Here is a 16,336-nt window from a genome sequence, read left to right on the forward strand (position 1 = left end):
CCGCCGAAGGGCAAAGCCTGTGTGCGGTGTCACAGGGTGCCGCGGCGGGCCTGTTCGCGCTCGATGGCCTCGAACAGGGCCTTGAAGTTGCCCTTGCCGAAGCCGAGGGACCCGTGCCGCTCGATGAGCTCGAAGAACACGGTCGGGCGGTCCACCACGGGCTTGGTGAAGATCTGCAGGAGGTAGCCGTCCTCGTCCCGGTCGACGAGGATGCGCCGGCTCTTGAGCTCCTCGACCGGCACCCGCACCTCGCCGATCCGGGCGCGCAGCGCCGGGTCGTCGTAGTACGAGTCGGGCGTGTCGAGGAACTCGACGCCCGCCTTCCTCATGTGGTCGACGGTGGCGAGGATGTCGTTGGTGGCCAGCGCGATGTGCTGCACGCCCGGGCCGCCGTAGAACTCGAGGTACTCCTCGATCTGCGACTTCTTCTTGCCGACCGCGGGCTCGTTGAGCGGGAACTTCACCTTGCGGGTGCCGTCCGCGACGACCTTGGACATCAGCGCCGAGTACTCGGTCGCGATGTCGTCGCCGATGAACTCCGCCATCTTGGTGAAGCCCATGACCCGCTCGTAGAACTCCACCCACTCGTCCATCTGCTCCACGTTGCCCACGCAGTGGTCGACGGCCTGGAAGAACCGGCCGTTCCGCACGTCGGGGGCCGCGACGATGGGCTCGGCCGCGACGTATCCGGGCAGATAGGGGCCGTTGTAGTTCGACCGGTCGATCAGGGTGTGCCGGGTCTCGCCGTAGGCGGCGATGGCCGCGACCACGATCTTGCCGTGCTCGTCCTCCATGACGTGGGGCTCGGCGAGGCCGCGGGCGCCCTGCTCCAGCGCGTGCCGGTAGGCCGCCTCCACGTCGGGCACGTCGAGTGCCAGGTCGATGACGCCGTCCCCGTGGTCGGCCACGTGCCGGGCGAGCCACGTGCCCGGGCGCACCGAGCCTCTCAGCTCGAACCGGGCCGCGCCCGACGTCAGCACGTACGCCACCTCGTCGGGGCTGCCGGTCTCCGGGCCCCGGTAGGCCGCGAGCCGCATCCCGAAAGCGGTCGAGTAGTAGTGGGCGGCCTGCTTGGCGTTACCCACGGCGAAGACCACCGCATCCATGCCGTGCACCGGAAAGACATCGTTCATATGACAACTCTCAGCCGAGGTGCCCAATTTGTGCAACAGTGAGCTGAATCAGTGGACAATCTGCACAGAGCCTGGTCCGGATGGAAGGAGGACGGTGTGACGATTGATCAGCTCGACGCCCGGCTCATCGCGTTGCTGGCCGCCGAGCCGCGCATCGGGGTCCTCGAGAGCTCGCGGCGGCTGAACGTCGCCAGGGGGACGGTCCAGGCGCGGCTCGACCGGCTGGCCGCCCGCGGCGTGATCACCGGGTACGGCCCGGACGTCGACCCGGGCGCCCTCGGCTTCGACGTCACCGCGTTCGTGACCCTGCAGATCCGGCAGGTGTCCGGGCACGTGCCGGTGGCCGACCAGCTCGCGCTGATCCCCGAGGTCCTGGAGGTCCACACGATCACCGGAGGCGGCGACATGCTCTGCCGGGTGGTCGCCGGCAGCAACGCCGACCTGCAGCGCGTCATCGACCGCATCGTCGACGTCCAGGGCGTCGTGCGCACCTCGTCGGTGATCGCCCTGGACACCCCGGTGCCGTACCGGACGCTGCCGCTCGTCGCCGCCGCGGGCGGCCGGACCGGCGCCTGAGGTTGCCCACCATCGTGGTCCATCGTTTACCGTGGTTGCATCCGCCCAGCTCACGGGCGCAAGCGGACGTATCGGGGGGAAACGGGTGGACAGCGGCGACGAACGCCCCACGGAGCCGGTCATCCCGGCCGTCGAGGAGGGCGCCGCCGGGAAGCCGCGGCGGCGCCGGCGGCTGCCACGGGTCCTGCTTGTCGTCCTCGGCGCGATGATTCTCGGGCTCACCGCGTTCCTCGGCCTCGTGTGGGTGCTCACGCCGATCCCCGACAGCGCCCAGCAGCTCGCCACCGCGCAGGGCTCGGTCATCTACTACCGGGACGGCAGGACCGTCCTCGCCACCGAGGGCGTCAACCGCAAGAACGTGCCGATCTCCGAGGTGCCCAAGAGCGTCCGCGACGCCGTGATCGCCGCCGAGAACCGGACGTTCTACCAGGACCAGGGCGTGTCGCTGTCCGGCACGGCCCGGGCCATGTGGTCCACCATCACCGGGCGGCAGCTCCAGGGCGGGTCCACGATCACCCAGCAGATGGTCCGCAACTACTACAGCGGCCTCGGCCAGGAACGCTCCATTTCGCGCAAGCTCAAAGAGATCATGATCGCGCTGAAGGTGGACGGGTCGAAGCCCAAGGACTGGGTCCTGGAGCGGTACCTCAACACGATCTACTTCGGCCGCGGCGCGTACGGCGTCCAGGCCGCGGCCAAGGCCTACTTCGGCGTGAACGTCGAGGACCTCTCGACGGCCCAGGGCGCCTACCTGGCCGCGGTGATCCAGCAGCCCACCCGGTTCGCCGACCCGAAGGGGGACGACCTGGTGGCCGTCCAGGCCAGGTGGAGGTCGGTCGTCGACGGCATGGTCCAGATCCGGGCGCTCAGCCGGGACGACGCCGAGCGGCTGGCCTTCCCCACGCTCGCCAGACAGAAGGCGCCGCTGTCGCTCGGCGGCCAGAACGGCTACATGCTCGCCCAGGTCCGGGCCGAGCTCAACCGGCTCGGGTACACCGACGAGGACATCAACCAGGGCGGCCTGAAGGTCACCACCACCTTCGACAAGAAGCTGATGGGCCTGGCCCAGCAGGCCGTGAAGTCGGTCCTGCCGGACGGCACGCCCAAGAAGGTGCGCACCGGCCTGGCCGCGGTCGACCCGGCGACCGGCGAGGTCGTGGCCTTCTACGGCGGCCGCTACGAGACCAACCAGTACGACAACGCGTTCTCGGCCAAGGTCCAGGCCGGCTCCACGTTCAAGCCGTACACGCTCGCGGCCGCGCTGGAGGCGGGCTTCGGCCTCGACACCCTGGTGTACGGCAACTCGCCCATCCGCATCGGCAACGCCGACATCCCCAACTCGGGCGGGACGTCGTACGGGCCGGAGATCAACCTCGTCGACGCGACCCGCAACTCGGTGAACACGGCCTTCGTCGACCTGGGGCAGAAGGTCGGGCTCGGCAAGGTGGCCGCCATGGCGGAGGCGGCCGGAATCCCCGCCGATCAGCTCACGCCGCACGAGTCGGCCGCCACCTTCCCGCTCGGCGTCGCCTCCGTCAGCGCGGTCCAGCAGGCCTCGGGCTTCGCGACGTTCGCCGCCCTGGGCGTCCACCACGACGCCCACGTGATCAGGTCGGTGACCGACGCCCGCGGCGTCACCCGGAAGATCACCGCGCCCGCCAGGCGGGCCTTCCGCGAGGAGACGGCGGCCGACGCGACGTACGCCATGGAGCAGGTGGTGCGCGGCGGGACGGGCACCGCGGCCCGCCTGTGGGACCGTCCGGTCGCCGGCAAGACCGGCACCACCGACAAGTCGTCCGCCGTCTGGTTCTCGGGCTTCGTGCCGCAGATGGCCGTCGCCGTGAACATGTTCCGCGACGACAACAAGCCGGTGAGCGTCCCCGGCTACGGCGAGCTGTTCGGCGGGTCGCTGCCCGCGCAGATCTGGAAGGCGTTCATGACCGAGGCCATGGACGGCAAGCCGGTCAAGCAGTTCCCCGACCCGGTCACCTGGGACCCCTACAACTACTGGGACGGCTACTCGGCGGCCCGGCCCGACCAGGTGGGCGGCCAGACGACGTTCCCCGGCCAGGGCGACCCCTCGGCGCCGTACCCCTCGCAGGGCCCCGGCGCCGGGCCCGGCGGCGGCCCGGGCGGCGGGCCGGGTGGCGGCCCGGGTGGCGGGCCGGCGCAGGAGACGCCGCCGGGGAACCCGCCCGGCGACATCGGTCCACCCGACGGCAACGGCCGTACGGGCGACGGCACCGGCCTCGGCGGAGACGGCCGCGGAGACGGTGGTGGAGAGGGCGCCGGCTCCGACGGCGAGCCCCCGCCCACGACCGTCACCCCCGCAGGTTGACCCCCGCCGGACGAGCCGGTCAGCCGGCGAGCTCGGCGCGGAGGGCGGAGACGGTGGTGACCGGGGCCCGGCAGGTGAAGCGGCGGCACACGTAGGCCGCGGGCTCGCCGCCGACTGGCCCGCGCCCCTCCAGCAGCGGCACCACGGCGTCCGATCCGTCGCCGAGCGCGACGACGAGGCCGGGCGCGCCCGACATCAGGGCGGCGCGGTGCAGGGCCGCCGTCCGCGGGTCGTCCTGCGGGCCCACGATCGCGACCTCGGCCGGGCCGCGCAGCGCCGCCGCGGCCACCGCCAGCCCCCACCCGGCGAAGCGGGCGTACTGGCGGGCCAGCGTCGAGACGGCGCCCAGCGCCGCCTCGGCCGCCTCCCGGTGCCGTTCCGACCCGGTCAGGGCCGCGTACGACAGCAGGGCCCCGGCCGCGGCGAACTGGCCGGACGGCGTGGCGTTGTCGGTCGGGTCCTGGGGCCGCTGGAAGAGCCGCTCGCCGTCGTCGGGGACGTCGAAGAACCCGCCCGAGCCGTCGGGGAACCTGGTGAGCACGGTCTCCAGCAGGTCGCCCGCGCGCTCGAACCAGCGGGTCTCGCCGGTCACGCCGTACAGGGCGAGGAACCCCTCGGCGACGTCGGCGTAGTCCTCCAGCACACCGGCGTTGGCGCCCGCCCGGCCGTCCCTGGAGGTGCGCAGCAGCCTGGCCGGTCCGCGGCTCGCGGTGTGCAGGTCGTCGAGCAGCACGGCGGCCGCCCGGGCGGCGTCGACGAGGTCGGGACGCTCGAACAGCGCGCCCGCCTCGGCCAGCGCGGCGACGGCCAGGCCGTTCCAGGCCGCCACGACCTTGTCGTCCCGGCCCGGCCGGGGCCGCCGTTCGCGCGCCTCGGACAACGCCGCCCGCACCCGCGCGAACCGGCCGGGGTCGTCGGGGTCGCGTGGAAGCTGGAGCACCGAGGTGCCGTGCTCGAACGTGCCGGTCACCTCGAACAGCGCCGCCGCCCAGTCGCCGTCCTCCTGGCCGAGGACCTCCCGCAGCTGGTCGGGCGTCCAGACGTAGTAGAGCCCCTCGCCGTGGGAGCCGTCCGGCCCCTCGCTGTCGGCGTCGAGCGCGGAGGCGAAGCCGCCCTCGGGGGTGCGCATCTCGCGGAGCAGCCAGTCGGCCGTCTCCAGCGCCACGCGGCGGGCGAGGACGGACCCGGTCGACCTCCACCAGTGCGCGTAGACCCGCAGCAGCAGCGCGTTGTCGTAGAGCATCTTCTCGAAGTGGGGCACCACCCAGGAGGCGTCCACCGAGTAGCGGGCGAAGCCGCCGCCGAGCTGGTCGTAGATCCCGCCTCTGGCCATGGCCTCCATCGTCGCCTCGGCCAAGGAGAGCGCCTCGGGTGTGCCGTGCCGCAGCAGGAACTCCAGGACCATCGACGGGGGGAACTTCGGCGCCCCGCCGAACCCGCCGCGCCGCCGGTCGAAGGCGCCGGCCAGGTCCCGTACGGCGTGCTCCAGGTCCTCCGCCGACGGCAGGGGACCGGAGGGGACGCCGGTCCGCTCGGTGAGTGCCTCGACCACCTTCGCGCCCTGCCCGACGACGGCGGTCCGCTCGTTCCGCCACGCCTCGGCGACCCCCAGCAGCAGGCGCTGGAAGTGCGCGCGCGGGAAGTAGGTGCCCGTGTAGAACGGGTGGCCGTCGGGGGTGGCGAAGACCGTCATGGGCCAGCCGCCCTGCCCGGTCATCGCCTGGGTGGCGCTCATGTAGACGGCGTCGACGTCCGGCCGCTCCTCGCGGTCGACCTTGACGTTGACGAACAGGTCGTTCATGAGCCGGGCCGTCGCCTCGTCCTCGAACGACTCGTGCGCCATCACGTGACACCAGTGGCAGGCGGAGTAGCCGACGCTGATCAGGAGGGGGACGTCGCGGCGGCGGGCCTCCGCGAACGCCTCATCCCCCCACTGGTGCCAGTCCACCGGGTTGGCGGCGTGCTGCAGGAGATACGGGCTCGTGGCGTCCTTCAGGCGGTTCATCGAGATCCTCTCCCCAGCCGGTGCGATCCCTACCCCGCCCAGTCTGCTCGGGGGATCCCCGCCGGGCGAAATCCGGGGCTGGGGGTTCCGTTACGGCGGCCAGGCACGCAGGTGGGAACCGTGGGGGTGTGTTCGCGCGCGGCCCGGCGTAGGCTCACAGGACGTGGGCGTGGATCTGGACTTCGCGATCAGGCACTCGGGCCGGCCGGCCGTGGCGCTGACCCGGCGTGACGTGGCGCGTGCCCTGCTCGCGGTGCCCACGGGGCAGGCCCTGGTGGCCCTGCCGGACCTGCGCCGCCAGCTTCTGGCGGCCGGAAACCCGCTGTCCGTGACGTTCTGGGAGTCGGCCAAGGCCATCCTGACGAGGATCGAGTCGGGGGTGGCGACGGTCGGCGACGTGCAGCGCTGGCTGGAGTCGAGCGGCACCGAGCCGATCATGCTGACCCGCAGCTACTTCCTGTGGCCGGAGGAGACCGAGCGCGGCCCGGTGGCCACCGAGATGTACGAGCGCCTGGTCGAGTTCCTCGAGGAGCGGCTGGCCGAAGGGGAGATCGACGCGGACGCCCTGGCCGCGGGCGACCCCGACGCCCGGCACGCCTACGAGGACCTCCAGGAGCGCTGGCTCGGCACCCCGCTGCCGGACGGCCGGGTGCCGAACGTGGTGGTCAACGACGAGCAGGACCAGGAGCTCTACGCCGCCTGGGACGAGGAGGAGGCCTTCGCGCTCAGCGAGCTGCGCCGGCTGCTCGACGACCTGCCCGAGCCGCCGTTCCCCGCGGGGGACCTGCGCTCGGCGGCCACCCGGCTGCGCGTCACGCTGACCAGGCCCGGCTACCCGGGGAACGTGCTGCGGGCCTGCGCCGGGCTGGACGAGAACGCGCTGCCCGAGCGCGACGAGGACCTGTGGCTGGCCGTCGCGGCCGGCATCGTGGCGCCGATATCCGACCTCCCCGACGAGGAGGACGCGGCCCGCTTCTTCGACATGGAGGGCGAGCTCTCCCACGAGGACTCGATCCTGGCCTCGCTGTGCGCCATCCACCACGCCGACTGGCTCGCCGCCGTGACGACCCTGGTCCGGTACGGCCCGGGGGTGCTCGCCTCGCCCGAGCGGATCGCCCGGTTCATCGCCGACTCCGAGGACGTGGACGTCGAGCCCGACGAGCCGGAGGACCTCGAGGCGACGGAGATGCTCTTCACCGCCGTCACCCCGCTGTGGGCGCACCTCGGCATCGTCAACCGGGCCGAGGTGCTCACCCCGCTCGGCTGGTGGGGCCTGCCCAAGGCCCTGGAGCGCGCCTGGTCGGGCTCGATCCCGCCGGAGTGACCGGGCGGGAGGGTCAGTCGGTGACCTCGGAGCGGTAGTCGTCGCCGACCAGGTCGGCGTACTCCTGGTGCCGCTTGATGTAGGCGGAGACGAACGGGCACAGCGGCGCCACCGTCAGCCCGGCGTCCCGCGCCCCGTCGAGGGCGGTCCGGACCAGCGCGCTGCCCAGCCCCTTGCCCTCGAACTCCTCGCCGATCTCGGTGTGGGTGAACACGATCGTGTCGCCGCGCAGCTTGTACTGCGCGAAGCCGGCGAGCCGGCCGTCGACCGTGATCTCGTACCGCGACCTGCCCGGGTTGTCGGCGACCTCGCTCACGTGTCGGATCCGTTCTCGCTCGGGCGGTCGTCACGCCGGTCGTCGGGCGTCTGGATCTTGGCGAACTGCCTGTTCATCGACTTGAGGAGGAAGAACAGGGCCAGCCCGATCGCCGCGACGATGGCGAACGCGATGACTCCCGGACCATAGCTGGTGTAGTCCACGCCTCCAGCTTATAGCTCGGGTTTCCCGCCCCGTCGTCCCGCTGCGCGCGGCCGGGACGGCGCCTCGCCGTGGGCGCCGTGGCCGCGCTCAGCTCCAGGACTCCCTACGGGCAGGCGGGGGTGACCTCGACGTGGATCCCGGCGAACAGGTCGTCCTCGGGGAGCGTCGTGTCCACGAGCGAGCGCGCGAGGTGGTAGTCCTCGGTCGGCCAGACCTCCTCCTGCACCTCCCGGGGGCAGACGAACCAGAACCCGTCCGGGTCGACCTGGGTGGCGTGGGCGAGCAGCGCCAGGTCGCGGACCTCGAAGTACTCCGCGCACGGGACCCGGGTCGTGACCTCCCACTTCTCCGGGCGGTCCTCCCAGCGCGAGATCCAGTCGGCGTACGGCGAGCCCATGCCGCGCTCGTTCATGGCCTCGTGGAGCGCCTCGAACCGCTCGCGGGTGAAGCCCATGTGGTAGTAGAGCTTGAGCGGCTGCCACGGCTCGCCCGTCCCCGGATAGCGGTCCGGGTCGCCCGCCGCCTCGAAGGCCTCCACCGACACCCGGTTGGTCATGATGTGGTCGGGGTGCGGGTAGCCGCCGTTGTCGTCGTACGTGAGGATCACGTGGGGCCGGAACTCGCGGACGGCGGCCACGAGCGGGGCCGACGCGACCTCGATCGGCTGCAGCGCGAAGCAGCCCTCGGGCAGCGGCTCGTTCTCGTCCTCCGGGAGCCCGGAGTCGACGAACCCGAGGAAGCGCTGATCGACGCCGAGGATCTCCCGCGCCTTCTCCATCTCCTGGCGGCGCACCTCGGCGATGTTCTCCAGGATGTCGGGACGGTCCATCTTGGGGTTGAGGATCGAGCCCCGCTCGCCGCCGGTACAGGTCACCACGAGGACCTCCGCCCCCTCGGCGACGTAACGGGCCATCGTCGCCGCGCCCTTGCTCGACTCGTCGTCAGGGTGCGCGTGCACGGCCATCAGCCTCAACGATGCACTCACGGCTCTCCTCATGTGACTTCCGGCTACCAGAAGAGGTTAGCTTCTAATTGGCCGTGTGCTCCGGAAGCGCCTCGACGGCGACGGGGCCACGACCACGCCCAATCGTCTCGCACAACACCGACAATTCCCGAGGTGATTCCACCATGGCCAGCGACGAGGCCGAACGACGGCCCGGATCTCCCGGCGCGGGCCCCATCCTCGGCACCCCGGACGACTTCGCCGAACGTCCGCCCGGCCGGGGCCGGTTCGTGGCCTACGTCCTCATCGGCCTGGTCGTCGCGCTCATGGCCGGCGGCTGGGGCTACGTCATGCTCGCCGCCCACGGCAACCCGGTGGTCGACGCGGAGGTGGTGGCGTTCGACGCGAGCGCGCCCGGCTCCGCGCAGGTGACCTTCACCGTGCACAAGCCCGCCGACCGCGCGGCGACGTGCCGCGTGCGCGCGGTGGATGACCAGCACATGGAGGTCGGGGGCCGCGACGTCGACATCCCCAAGGGGAGGTCCGACCTCCAGTTCACCGAAAAGCTGAGGACGAGCGCCCAGGCCACGACGGTTCAGGTCGACTACTGCGATCTCGTATAGTGGAATCTTTGGGGAAGCGTTCGAAGGCGTTAACTTGGCAGCCCTTCGAGTCACTTACGGAAACAAGGAGAGCCCGTGGCCGTCTCCCAGAACGACAACGTCACCTGGCTGACGCAAGAGGCGTACGACCGCCTCAAGGAGGAGTACGAGTACCTTTCGGGCCCGGGTCGCACGGACATCGCCAAGAAGATCGAAGCCGCCCGGGAAGAGGGTGACCTGCGGGAGAACGGCGGCTACCACGCCGCCAAGGACGAGCAGGGCAAGATGGAGGCCAGGATCTTCCACCTCCGTCAGATCCTCGACAGCGCGCGCGTGGGCGAGGCCCCCCGCGCCGAGGGCGTCGTCGGTCCCGGCATGACCGTGACGGTCCGCTTCGACGGCGACGACGAGGAGGTCACCTTCCTGCTGGCCTCCCGTGAGGAGAGCGGCGCGCCGATCGACGTGTACTCGCCCAATTCCCCGCTCGGATCCGCCATCAACGGCAAGAAGGTCGGCGAGAAGGCCAGCTACACGCTGCCGAACGGCCGGCAGAACACGGTCGAGATCCTCGAGGCCGTGCCGTACATCGGCAACTGATTCGGCGACACACCCGCGGCCGGAATTCCCGCAATCGATTGCGGGAATTCCGGCCGTGCGGCAATCTCGTCGTGGAACGGACCATTGCCGCGGAAAGGGGTGAGATCGTGCTCGATCGCCGAGCGCGCTTCTCCACCCGTGTCCGCAGGAACCTCGCCAGGGCGCTCTCGGAGACCCGGCAGGACCTCGCCTACCGGCCACGACTGCCTCGCAGGGACCCGGTCCGCAGGGCCGCGGGCCTGCGCCGCGCCGTCCCCCTCATCACCGTGCTGCTGGTCTCCGTGCTCTCGGCCGACGTCCTGATCCTCACCGGGATGGACGAGGCGGCCGGGTCCGACACGGCGGCCGTGCAGATCGGGCGTCGTCCCGGGCACGGGTACGTCGCCGCCGCGCAGCGCGGGGACGCCTCCGGCCGGGGCGGGCCGCGGCCCACGGCGGCGCCGGCCGCGGTCGCGCCGCTGACGCGGCTGATCCGCCCGCACCTGTTCGTCGTGGCCGACCACCCGCTGCCGCCGGACGTGGTCGACAGGGTGAGGCACCAGAAGGGCGTGGCCTCCGCCGAGGTCACCGACGCCGCCGGCGTGCTGGTGGACGGCAAACGGGTGCAGACGATGGGCGTCGACCCCTCGACGTTCCGTGCCTACACCCCCTCGATCACCGCGGCGTCCGACGCCCTGTGGCGCAACATCGCCGACGGCGACATGGCCGTGTCGTTCGAGCTCGGCCACGACGGCGGCGTGAAGCTCGGCTCCACGGTGGACGGCGGCGGGCGCAGGCTGCGCATCGGGGCGTACGCCACAGTGGGCATGGGGTCGATCGCGGCGGTCGTGTCGCATCGGACGGCCATGGCGCTCGGCGTCCCGCAGGGCAACGCGCTCGTCGTCAGCGCGCCCGAGGTCGACTCCGGCAAGCTGCGGTCCGCGCTCCTGTCGATCCTGCCGAAGGGCAGCCAGGTCGCCACGATCAACCCGGTCGTGGTCGCGCCGAAGGGCCGCACGGCCTGGCCCGCGTCGGCGTTCATGGCGCCCCAGCAGCTCCAGACCGCCCTCCAGGCCGCGGTGAGCAAGCTCGGCCGCCCGTACGTGTGGGGCGCCGAGGGCCCGGACAGCTTCGACTGCTCGGGCCTGGTCCAGTGGGCGTACGGGCAGGCGGGGGTGCGGATGCCGCGGGTGGCGGCGCAGCAGTGGGCGGCCGGGCCGCAGATCCCGCTGTCCCAGGCCCAGCCGGGCGACCTGCTGTTCTGGCGCAACGACCCGACCAACCCCGGATACATCTCCCACGTGGCGATCTACTGGGGCAACGGGAAGATGCTGCACGCGCCGCACACCGGCGACGTGGTCCGCATCGCCGACGTCTACACGAAGAACCTCGCGGGCGTGGTCCGGGTGAGCCCCGCCGTCGCCGCCCGCGTCCGCTGACCCGCCGGCGGGTCAGATCGGCAGCCCGGCCTCCAGGTAGCCGAGCGCCTCGTCGAGCAGGTCCGGCAGCGAGATCCTGCCGTCCTGCTCGACCCACGTGAACAGGGCCGGGAGCATGATCCCCATGACCGCCCCGACGAGGGTGCGGACGGCGGGGCTGCGCGGGTCCTTGCCCGAACGCTCGGCGACCGCGCCGGCGAGCATGTCGATCGTGGCGAGCAGGTTCTCCACGGTGCGGGCCCGCAGCGCGGGGACGCTCATAGACAGCTTCATCCGGGTGAGCACCTGGTCGGTCTCGTCCTGCGGAATCAGGCCGAACGCCGAGCGGAACGCGGCGCGGATGGCGGTCAGCGGGGGGAGGTCGGCCGGCTGGGCCTTGATGGCCGCCATCAGCAGGGGGTCGTAGTCGTCCTGGATGACCACGTCCTCCTTGGTCGGGAAGTAGCGGAAGAACGTGCTGGGGGACACCTCGGCGGCGTCGGCGATCTGCTCGATGGTCGTCGCGTCGTACCCCTGCTGGGCGAACAGCCGCAGGGCCTCCTCCTGGATCGTCCGCCGCGTCTTCGCCTTCTTGCGCTCGCGCAGGCTCGTGACAGCGCAGTCGGGTGCGGGGGATGTGCGGTCAGCGCGCTGTGGAGAGCTCATGCCCCGATTCTGCCGCCTTCCGGAGCTGTGCCGTACTCCCCGGTAGGAACGCGGCGACCAGGACGGCGGCGAGCAGCGACACGCCGCCGCACACGAGCAGGACCTGGTCCATCGCGCTCACGAACGCCTCCCGGGCCGTCCGCAGCAGGGCGCCGTCCCCGGTCCGCGCCGCGACGCCGACCGCGGCCGTGATCGAGTCTGCGGCCGCCGCGGGGGCGCCGGACGGGAGCCCGGCCACGTAGACGGCCGACAGCAGGCTGCCCAGCACCGCCACGCCGAGCGTGCCGCCGACCTGCCGCACCGTCTGCAGCGTCGCCGAGCCCGACCCGGTCCGCTCCTCGGGGAGCGCGGCGAGCACGCCGTCCATGGCCGGGACCATGGCGAGGCCGACGCCCGCGCCCAGGACCGCCAGCCATGACGCCGTCAGGCCGTACCCGGATCCCGCGCCCGTGGTCGCGCCCAGGCCGAACCCGGCGGCGAGGACGACCAGCCCGGCGGTCATCACCGCGCGCAGGCCGAGCCGGGCCGTGAGCCGCTCGCCCACGAGCCCTCCGGCCATGAGCCCGGCGACCATGGGGATCACCCGCACTCCGGTGCCGAGCGCGTCGTGGCCGAGGACGGCCTGCAGGTACTGCGGGACGACGAACAGCACGCCCGTCATGCCGAGGCTGACGAACGTCGCCCCGACGGCGCCCCAGGCGAACACCCGGCTGCGGAACAGGCCGAGGTCCGTCATCGCCGGCGACCGCCGGGTCTCCACCACGACGAACGCGATCAGGAGCACCAGGCCCGCGCCGAGCCCGGCCAGCACGGCCGGGTCGCCCCACCCCTGCGACGGGGCCTCGATGATCCCGTACACCAGGGCGGCGAGGCCGCTCACCGACAGCAGGGCGCCGATCAGGTCCAGCCGGGGCGCCGACGGGTCGCGGGACTCGGGCACGGACACGGCCGTGACCAGCATCGCGGCCGCCACGACGGGGATGTTGACGAGGAAGATCGAGCCCCACCAGAAGTGGTCGAGCAGGTAGCCGCCGACGATCGGGCCGAGCGGCAGGCCGAGGGCCATCGCCGCCGTCCAGGCCGCGATCGCCCGGCCCCGCTCCGCAGGCCCGAAGATCACCGGCAGGATCGACGTCGACAGCGGCATGATCAGCGCGCCGCCGGCTCCCATGAGCGCCCGCGCGGCGATCAGCGGGCCGGTGCCGGAGGCGACCATGGCGATCACGGACGCCACGGCGAAGGCCGCGAGCCCGGCCAGCAGCAGCCGCTTCCTGCCGAAGCGGTCGCCGAACGCGCCGGCCGGGAGCATGAGCGCCGCGAACGGGACCATGTACGCGTCCACGATCCACTGCAGGTCGCCGGTTGTCGCGTGGAGGTCCGTCGCGAGCGTGGGGAGGGCGACGTTGAGCACGGTCGCGTCCATGCCGATGACCAGGACGCTGAGCACGAGGGCGCCGAGCGCCCACCATCGAGAAGTGGAAGTAACCATGTTTTGAAAGTAACTCTCAAAACATAGTGACTGTCAATCCTCCCGCCCGTTGCCCGCTGGCCGAAGCGGTGTAATCTTGATTACATGGATGCAGAAGAACAGCTGCGGGGATGGTTCGCCGGCCGCCTCCCCGAGGGCTGGTTCGCCGACCGGCCCGAGATCGTCCTGGACCGCGAGGAGATCACGGTCATCGGCACGCTTCCGCCGCTCACGGTGGCCGAGGGCCTGCCGGACCTGGAACGCGAGGCTGCCGTCGAGGGCTACGTCGAGCGGTTCCGTGAGGAGACCCGCGAGCGCCGGGTGGAGATCGCCAGGGAGGCCGAGCACCGGTTCCGCCGGAAGGTGTCCTGGGGGGTCGTCGCGGGCGGGGAGACAGTGATGTTCACCACTCTCTCCGTCCCGGTGATGACCCGCCTGCGGCAGCCGGAGCGGCAGGTGCTGGACACCCTGGTCGCGGCGGGCGTGGCCCGCAGCCGCAGCGACGCGCTGGCCTGGTGCGTCCGGCTCGTCGGCAAGCACACCGATTCGTGGCTCGCTGACCTGCGCGATGCCCTCCAGCACGTCGACCGCGTACGGGCGGAGGGGCCCGGCCTGGTGGACTGAACCATTCTTGTGAATGGTCTGGACCATTCGCATTGGCCTATACCAATGTGTAAGCCACGGGAGGCGGGTAAGGGAAAGGGGATGTTTCTTCAGAACGGGCCGATGTGGGTAAGCTCCCACGCACTTGACGGTCCCTGCCTGGGCTGATGTCCACCAGGAGGCCGTGAGCGACGAATGTCGCCGAATTAACGGAGTGGAAACTCGGTGGTCTACGCCAATTGGATTCGGCGGCTATTCATCGCTGATGATGACCTGGCCCTGAGAGATTAAGGAGCCGCCCCCGTGTCCGTTTCCGTAGAGGTACCGCTTCCCACCGCACACCGCGATCTGGGCGCCTGGGTGGCGCAGATCGCGGAGCTCACGCAGCCCGACCGGGTCGAATGGTGCGACGGTTCCGAGGCCGAATGGACTCGGCTGACCAACCTGCTCGTCGAGCAGGGCACGTTCAGACGCCTGGTCAAGCGACCCAACAGCTTCTACGCGGCGTCCGACCCGAGCGACGTCGCCCGCGTGGAGGACCGCACGTTCATCTGCTCGGAGCGGGAGGAGGACGCCGGTCCGACCAACAACTGGATCGCGCCCGGCGAGATGCGCCGGACGTTCTCCACCCTGTTCCGGGGGTGCATGCGCGGCCGCACGATGTACGTCGTGCCCTTCTGCATGGGCCCCCTCGGCGGCACGATCTCCCAGCTCGGGGTGGAGATCACCGACTCGCCGTACGTCGTCGTGTCGATGCGGATCATGACGCGGATGGGCGAGGAGGCGCTGCGCCTGATCGAGGAGCGGGGCGACTTCGTCAGGGCCGTCCACTCCGTGGGCGCGCCGCTCGAGCCCGGCCAGGCGGACGTCCCCTGGCCGTGCAGCCGGACGAAGTACATCAGCCACTTCCCCGAGACCCGCGAGATCTGGTCGTACGGGTCGGGGTACGGCGGCAACGCGCTGCTGGGGAAGAAGTGCTACGCCCTGCGGATCGCCAGCGTCATGGCGCGCGACGAGGGCTGGCTGGCCGAGCACATGCTGATCCTGAAGCTCACGCCTCCCCAGGGGGAGCCGCGGTACGTGGCGGCGGCCTTCCCGTCGGCGTGCGGCAAGACCAACCTCGCCATGCTCCGGCCCACGATCCCCGGCTGGAAGGTGGAGACGATCGGCGACGACATCGCCTGGATGCGGTTCGGCCAGGACGGCCGCCTGTACGCGATCAACCCGGAGGCCGGGTTCTTCGGCGTCGCCCCCGGGACGGGCGCCTCGACCAACGCCAACGCGATCGAGACGCTCTGGGGCAACAGCATCTTCACGAACGTCGCGCTGACGGACGACGGCGACGTGTGGTGGGAGGGCCTCACCGACGAGCCGCCCGCCCACCTGACCGACTGGAAGGGCCGCTCGTGGACGCCGGAGTCCGGTGAGCCCGCCGCCCACCCGAACGCCCGGTTCACCACGCCGGCCGAGCAGTGCCCGACGATCGCGCCGGAGTGGCAGGACCCGGCGGGCGTGCCGATCTCGGCCATCCTGTTCGGCGGCCGCAGGGCCACCGCCGTGCCCCTCGTCACCGAGTCGCTGAGCTGGCAGCACGGCGTCTTCCTGGGGGCCAATGTGGCGTCCGAGAAGACGGCCGCCGCCGAGGGCAGGGTCGGCGAGCTGCGCCGCGACCCGTTCGCCATGCTGCCGTTCTGCGGCTACAACATGGGCGACTACTTCGCCCACTGGATCGAGGTCGGCAGGTCGGCCGATCCGGAGAAGCTGCCGCGGATCTACTACGTCAACTGGTTCCGCAAGGGCGCGGACGGCCGCTTCCTGTGGCCCGGGTTCGGCGAGAACAGCCGCGTGCTCAAGTGGATCGTCGAGCGGCTCAACGGGACGGCGGAGGCCGTGCCGTCGCCGATCGGCAACCTGCCCGCGTCGATCGACACCGAGGGCCTCGACATCGCGCCCGAGGACATGGAGCTCCTGCTCGGCGTCGACCCCGAGGTGTGGCGCGAGGAGGCCGCGCTGATCCCGCCCCACTTCGAGGCCTTCGGGGACCACATGCCGAAGGAGCTGTGGGACGAGTACCACGCCCTCGTGAACCGCCTCGGCTGACGCGCCTCGCCCACGGCCCGCGCGTCCCACCGAGGCGCGCGGGCCGTTGCGGTCCTATCCGGGTTCCGGTTGGAATCAGGTCGTAACGCTCGCGCGCGACCGG

The 16,336-nt window shown here is 71.7% G+C and carries 15 protein-coding genes; 8 read left to right on the plus strand and 7 right to left on the minus strand.

The window, feature by feature from the left end; all coding sequences use genetic code 11:
* Nucleotides 1-29 precede the first annotated feature (29 nt).
* Nucleotides 30-1,133 (minus strand): 4-hydroxyphenylpyruvate dioxygenase, encoded by a 1,104-nt coding sequence (gene hppD / locus Mco01_RS17150; protein ID WP_204057887.1) that lies wholly within the window; start codon nt 1,131-1,133, stop codon nt 30-32.
* Between the two features lie 96 nt (nt 1,134-1,229).
* On the opposite strand from hppD, the gene Mco01_RS17155 reads away from it, so the two are divergent.
* On the plus strand, nt 1,230-1,709 hold the full coding sequence (locus Mco01_RS17155) for an Lrp/AsnC family transcriptional regulator (protein ID WP_036332404.1): 480 nt from the start codon (nt 1,230-1,232) through the stop codon (nt 1,707-1,709).
* 85 nt (nt 1,710-1,794) lie between these two features.
* Entirely contained in the window at nt 1,795-4,047 is a 2,253-nt protein-coding gene (locus Mco01_RS17160; protein WP_239103678.1) for a transglycosylase domain-containing protein, read from the plus strand.
* 19 nt (nt 4,048-4,066) lie between these two features.
* On the opposite strand, the gene Mco01_RS17165 is transcribed toward Mco01_RS17160, so the two are convergent.
* A complete protein-coding gene (locus Mco01_RS17165; protein WP_204057888.1) occupies nt 4,067-6,052 on the minus strand; it encodes a thioredoxin domain-containing protein in 1,986 nt (661 codons plus the stop codon).
* A 163-nt stretch (nt 6,053-6,215) separates the two neighbouring features.
* Between Mco01_RS17165 and Mco01_RS17170 the strand changes: the two genes are divergently transcribed.
* The gene (locus Mco01_RS17170) at nt 6,216-7,376 is read left to right on the plus strand and encodes a hypothetical protein (protein ID WP_239103679.1); all 1,161 of its coding nucleotides are present in this window, start codon (nt 6,216-6,218) and stop codon (nt 7,374-7,376) included.
* Nucleotides 7,377-7,389: 13 nt separating this feature from the next.
* On the opposite strand, the gene Mco01_RS17175 is transcribed toward Mco01_RS17170, so the two are convergent.
* The 3 genes from Mco01_RS17175 to mca all read right to left on the minus strand — a co-directional run bounded on the left by Mco01_RS17175 (nt 7,390) and on the right by mca (nt 8,842).
* Nucleotides 7,390-7,692, minus strand: a complete 303-nt coding sequence (locus tag Mco01_RS17175) for a GNAT family N-acetyltransferase (RefSeq protein ID WP_204057889.1) — start codon at nt 7,690-7,692, stop codon at nt 7,390-7,392.
* On the minus strand, nt 7,689-7,856 hold the full coding sequence (locus Mco01_RS17180) for a hypothetical protein (RefSeq protein ID WP_204057890.1): 168 nt from the start codon (nt 7,854-7,856) through the stop codon (nt 7,689-7,691). Before Mco01_RS17180 ends, Mco01_RS17175 begins: the two co-directional genes overlap by 4 nt.
* A gap of 104 nt (nt 7,857-7,960) precedes the next feature.
* On the minus strand, nt 7,961-8,842 hold the full coding sequence (gene mca, locus Mco01_RS17185) for a mycothiol conjugate amidase Mca (RefSeq protein WP_239103680.1): 882 nt from the start codon (nt 8,840-8,842) through the stop codon (nt 7,961-7,963).
* A gap of 143 nt (nt 8,843-8,985) precedes the next feature.
* Here mca and Mco01_RS17190 point away from each other — a divergent pair, with 143 nt between their 5' ends.
* The 3 genes from Mco01_RS17190 to Mco01_RS17200 all read left to right on the plus strand — a co-directional run bounded on the left by Mco01_RS17190 (nt 8,986) and on the right by Mco01_RS17200 (nt 11,417).
* Entirely contained in the window at nt 8,986-9,423 is a 438-nt protein-coding gene (locus Mco01_RS17190; RefSeq protein WP_204057891.1) for a DUF4307 domain-containing protein, read from the plus strand.
* A gap of 75 nt (nt 9,424-9,498) precedes the next feature.
* Nucleotides 9,499-9,999 carry a transcription elongation factor GreA gene (gene greA, locus Mco01_RS17195; RefSeq protein WP_036332395.1) on the plus strand — a complete coding sequence of 167 codons (501 nt, stop codon included), beginning with the start codon at nt 9,499-9,501 and terminating at the stop codon, nt 9,997-9,999.
* A gap of 107 nt (nt 10,000-10,106) precedes the next feature.
* Nucleotides 10,107-11,417, plus strand: coding sequence for a C40 family peptidase (locus tag Mco01_RS17200; RefSeq protein ID WP_239103681.1), 1,311 nt, complete (start codon nt 10,107-10,109; stop codon nt 11,415-11,417).
* A gap of 12 nt (nt 11,418-11,429) precedes the next feature.
* Here the strand turns inward: Mco01_RS17200 and Mco01_RS17205 are convergent, their stop codons facing one another.
* The gene (locus Mco01_RS17205) at nt 11,430-12,062 is read right to left on the minus strand and encodes an acyl-CoA-like ligand-binding transcription factor (RefSeq protein ID WP_204057893.1); all 633 of its coding nucleotides are present in this window, start codon (nt 12,060-12,062) and stop codon (nt 11,430-11,432) included.
* Nucleotides 12,040-13,551 (minus strand): DHA2 family efflux MFS transporter permease subunit, encoded by a 1,512-nt coding sequence (locus Mco01_RS17210; RefSeq protein ID WP_204057894.1) that lies wholly within the window; start codon nt 13,549-13,551, stop codon nt 12,040-12,042. The genes Mco01_RS17205 and Mco01_RS17210 overlap by 23 nt, the downstream gene beginning before the upstream one ends.
* Before the next feature lie 84 nt (nt 13,552-13,635).
* On the opposite strand from Mco01_RS17210, the gene abmR reads away from it, so the two are divergent.
* The gene (gene abmR / locus Mco01_RS17215) at nt 13,636-14,154 is read left to right on the plus strand and encodes an ATP-binding transcription factor AbmR (protein WP_204057895.1); all 519 of its coding nucleotides are present in this window, start codon (nt 13,636-13,638) and stop codon (nt 14,152-14,154) included.
* 282 nt (nt 14,155-14,436) lie between these two features.
* The gene (locus Mco01_RS17220; protein WP_204057896.1) at nt 14,437-16,233 is read left to right on the plus strand and encodes a phosphoenolpyruvate carboxykinase (GTP); all 1,797 of its coding nucleotides are present in this window, start codon (nt 14,437-14,439) and stop codon (nt 16,231-16,233) included.
* Nucleotides 16,234-16,336: the final 103 nt, after the last annotated feature.

This window comes from Microbispora corallina, from assembly GCF_016863035.1.
Classification (GTDB): domain Bacteria; phylum Actinomycetota; class Actinomycetes; order Streptosporangiales; family Streptosporangiaceae; genus Microbispora; species Microbispora corallina.

Excerpts from the sequence above, each read along its gene's own strand:
- hppD (WP_204057887.1), bottom strand. The coding sequence starts at position 1,133 with ATGAACGATGTCTTTCCGGTGCACGGCATGGATGCGGTGGTCTTCGCC.
- Mco01_RS17165 (WP_204057888.1), bottom strand. The coding sequence starts at position 6,052 with ATGAACCGCCTGAAGGACGCCACGAGCCCGTATCTCCTGCAGCACGCC.
- Mco01_RS17190 (WP_204057891.1), top strand. The coding sequence starts at position 8,986 with ATGGCCAGCGACGAGGCCGAACGACGGCCCGGATCTCCCGGCGCGGGC.
- Mco01_RS17205 (WP_204057893.1), bottom strand. The coding sequence starts at position 12,062 with ATGAGCTCTCCACAGCGCGCTGACCGCACATCCCCCGCACCCGACTGC.
- Mco01_RS17210 (WP_204057894.1), bottom strand. The coding sequence starts at position 13,551 with ATGGTTACTTCCACTTCTCGATGGTGGGCGCTCGGCGCCCTCGTGCTC.
- abmR (WP_204057895.1), top strand. The coding sequence starts at position 13,636 with ATGGATGCAGAAGAACAGCTGCGGGGATGGTTCGCCGGCCGCCTCCCC.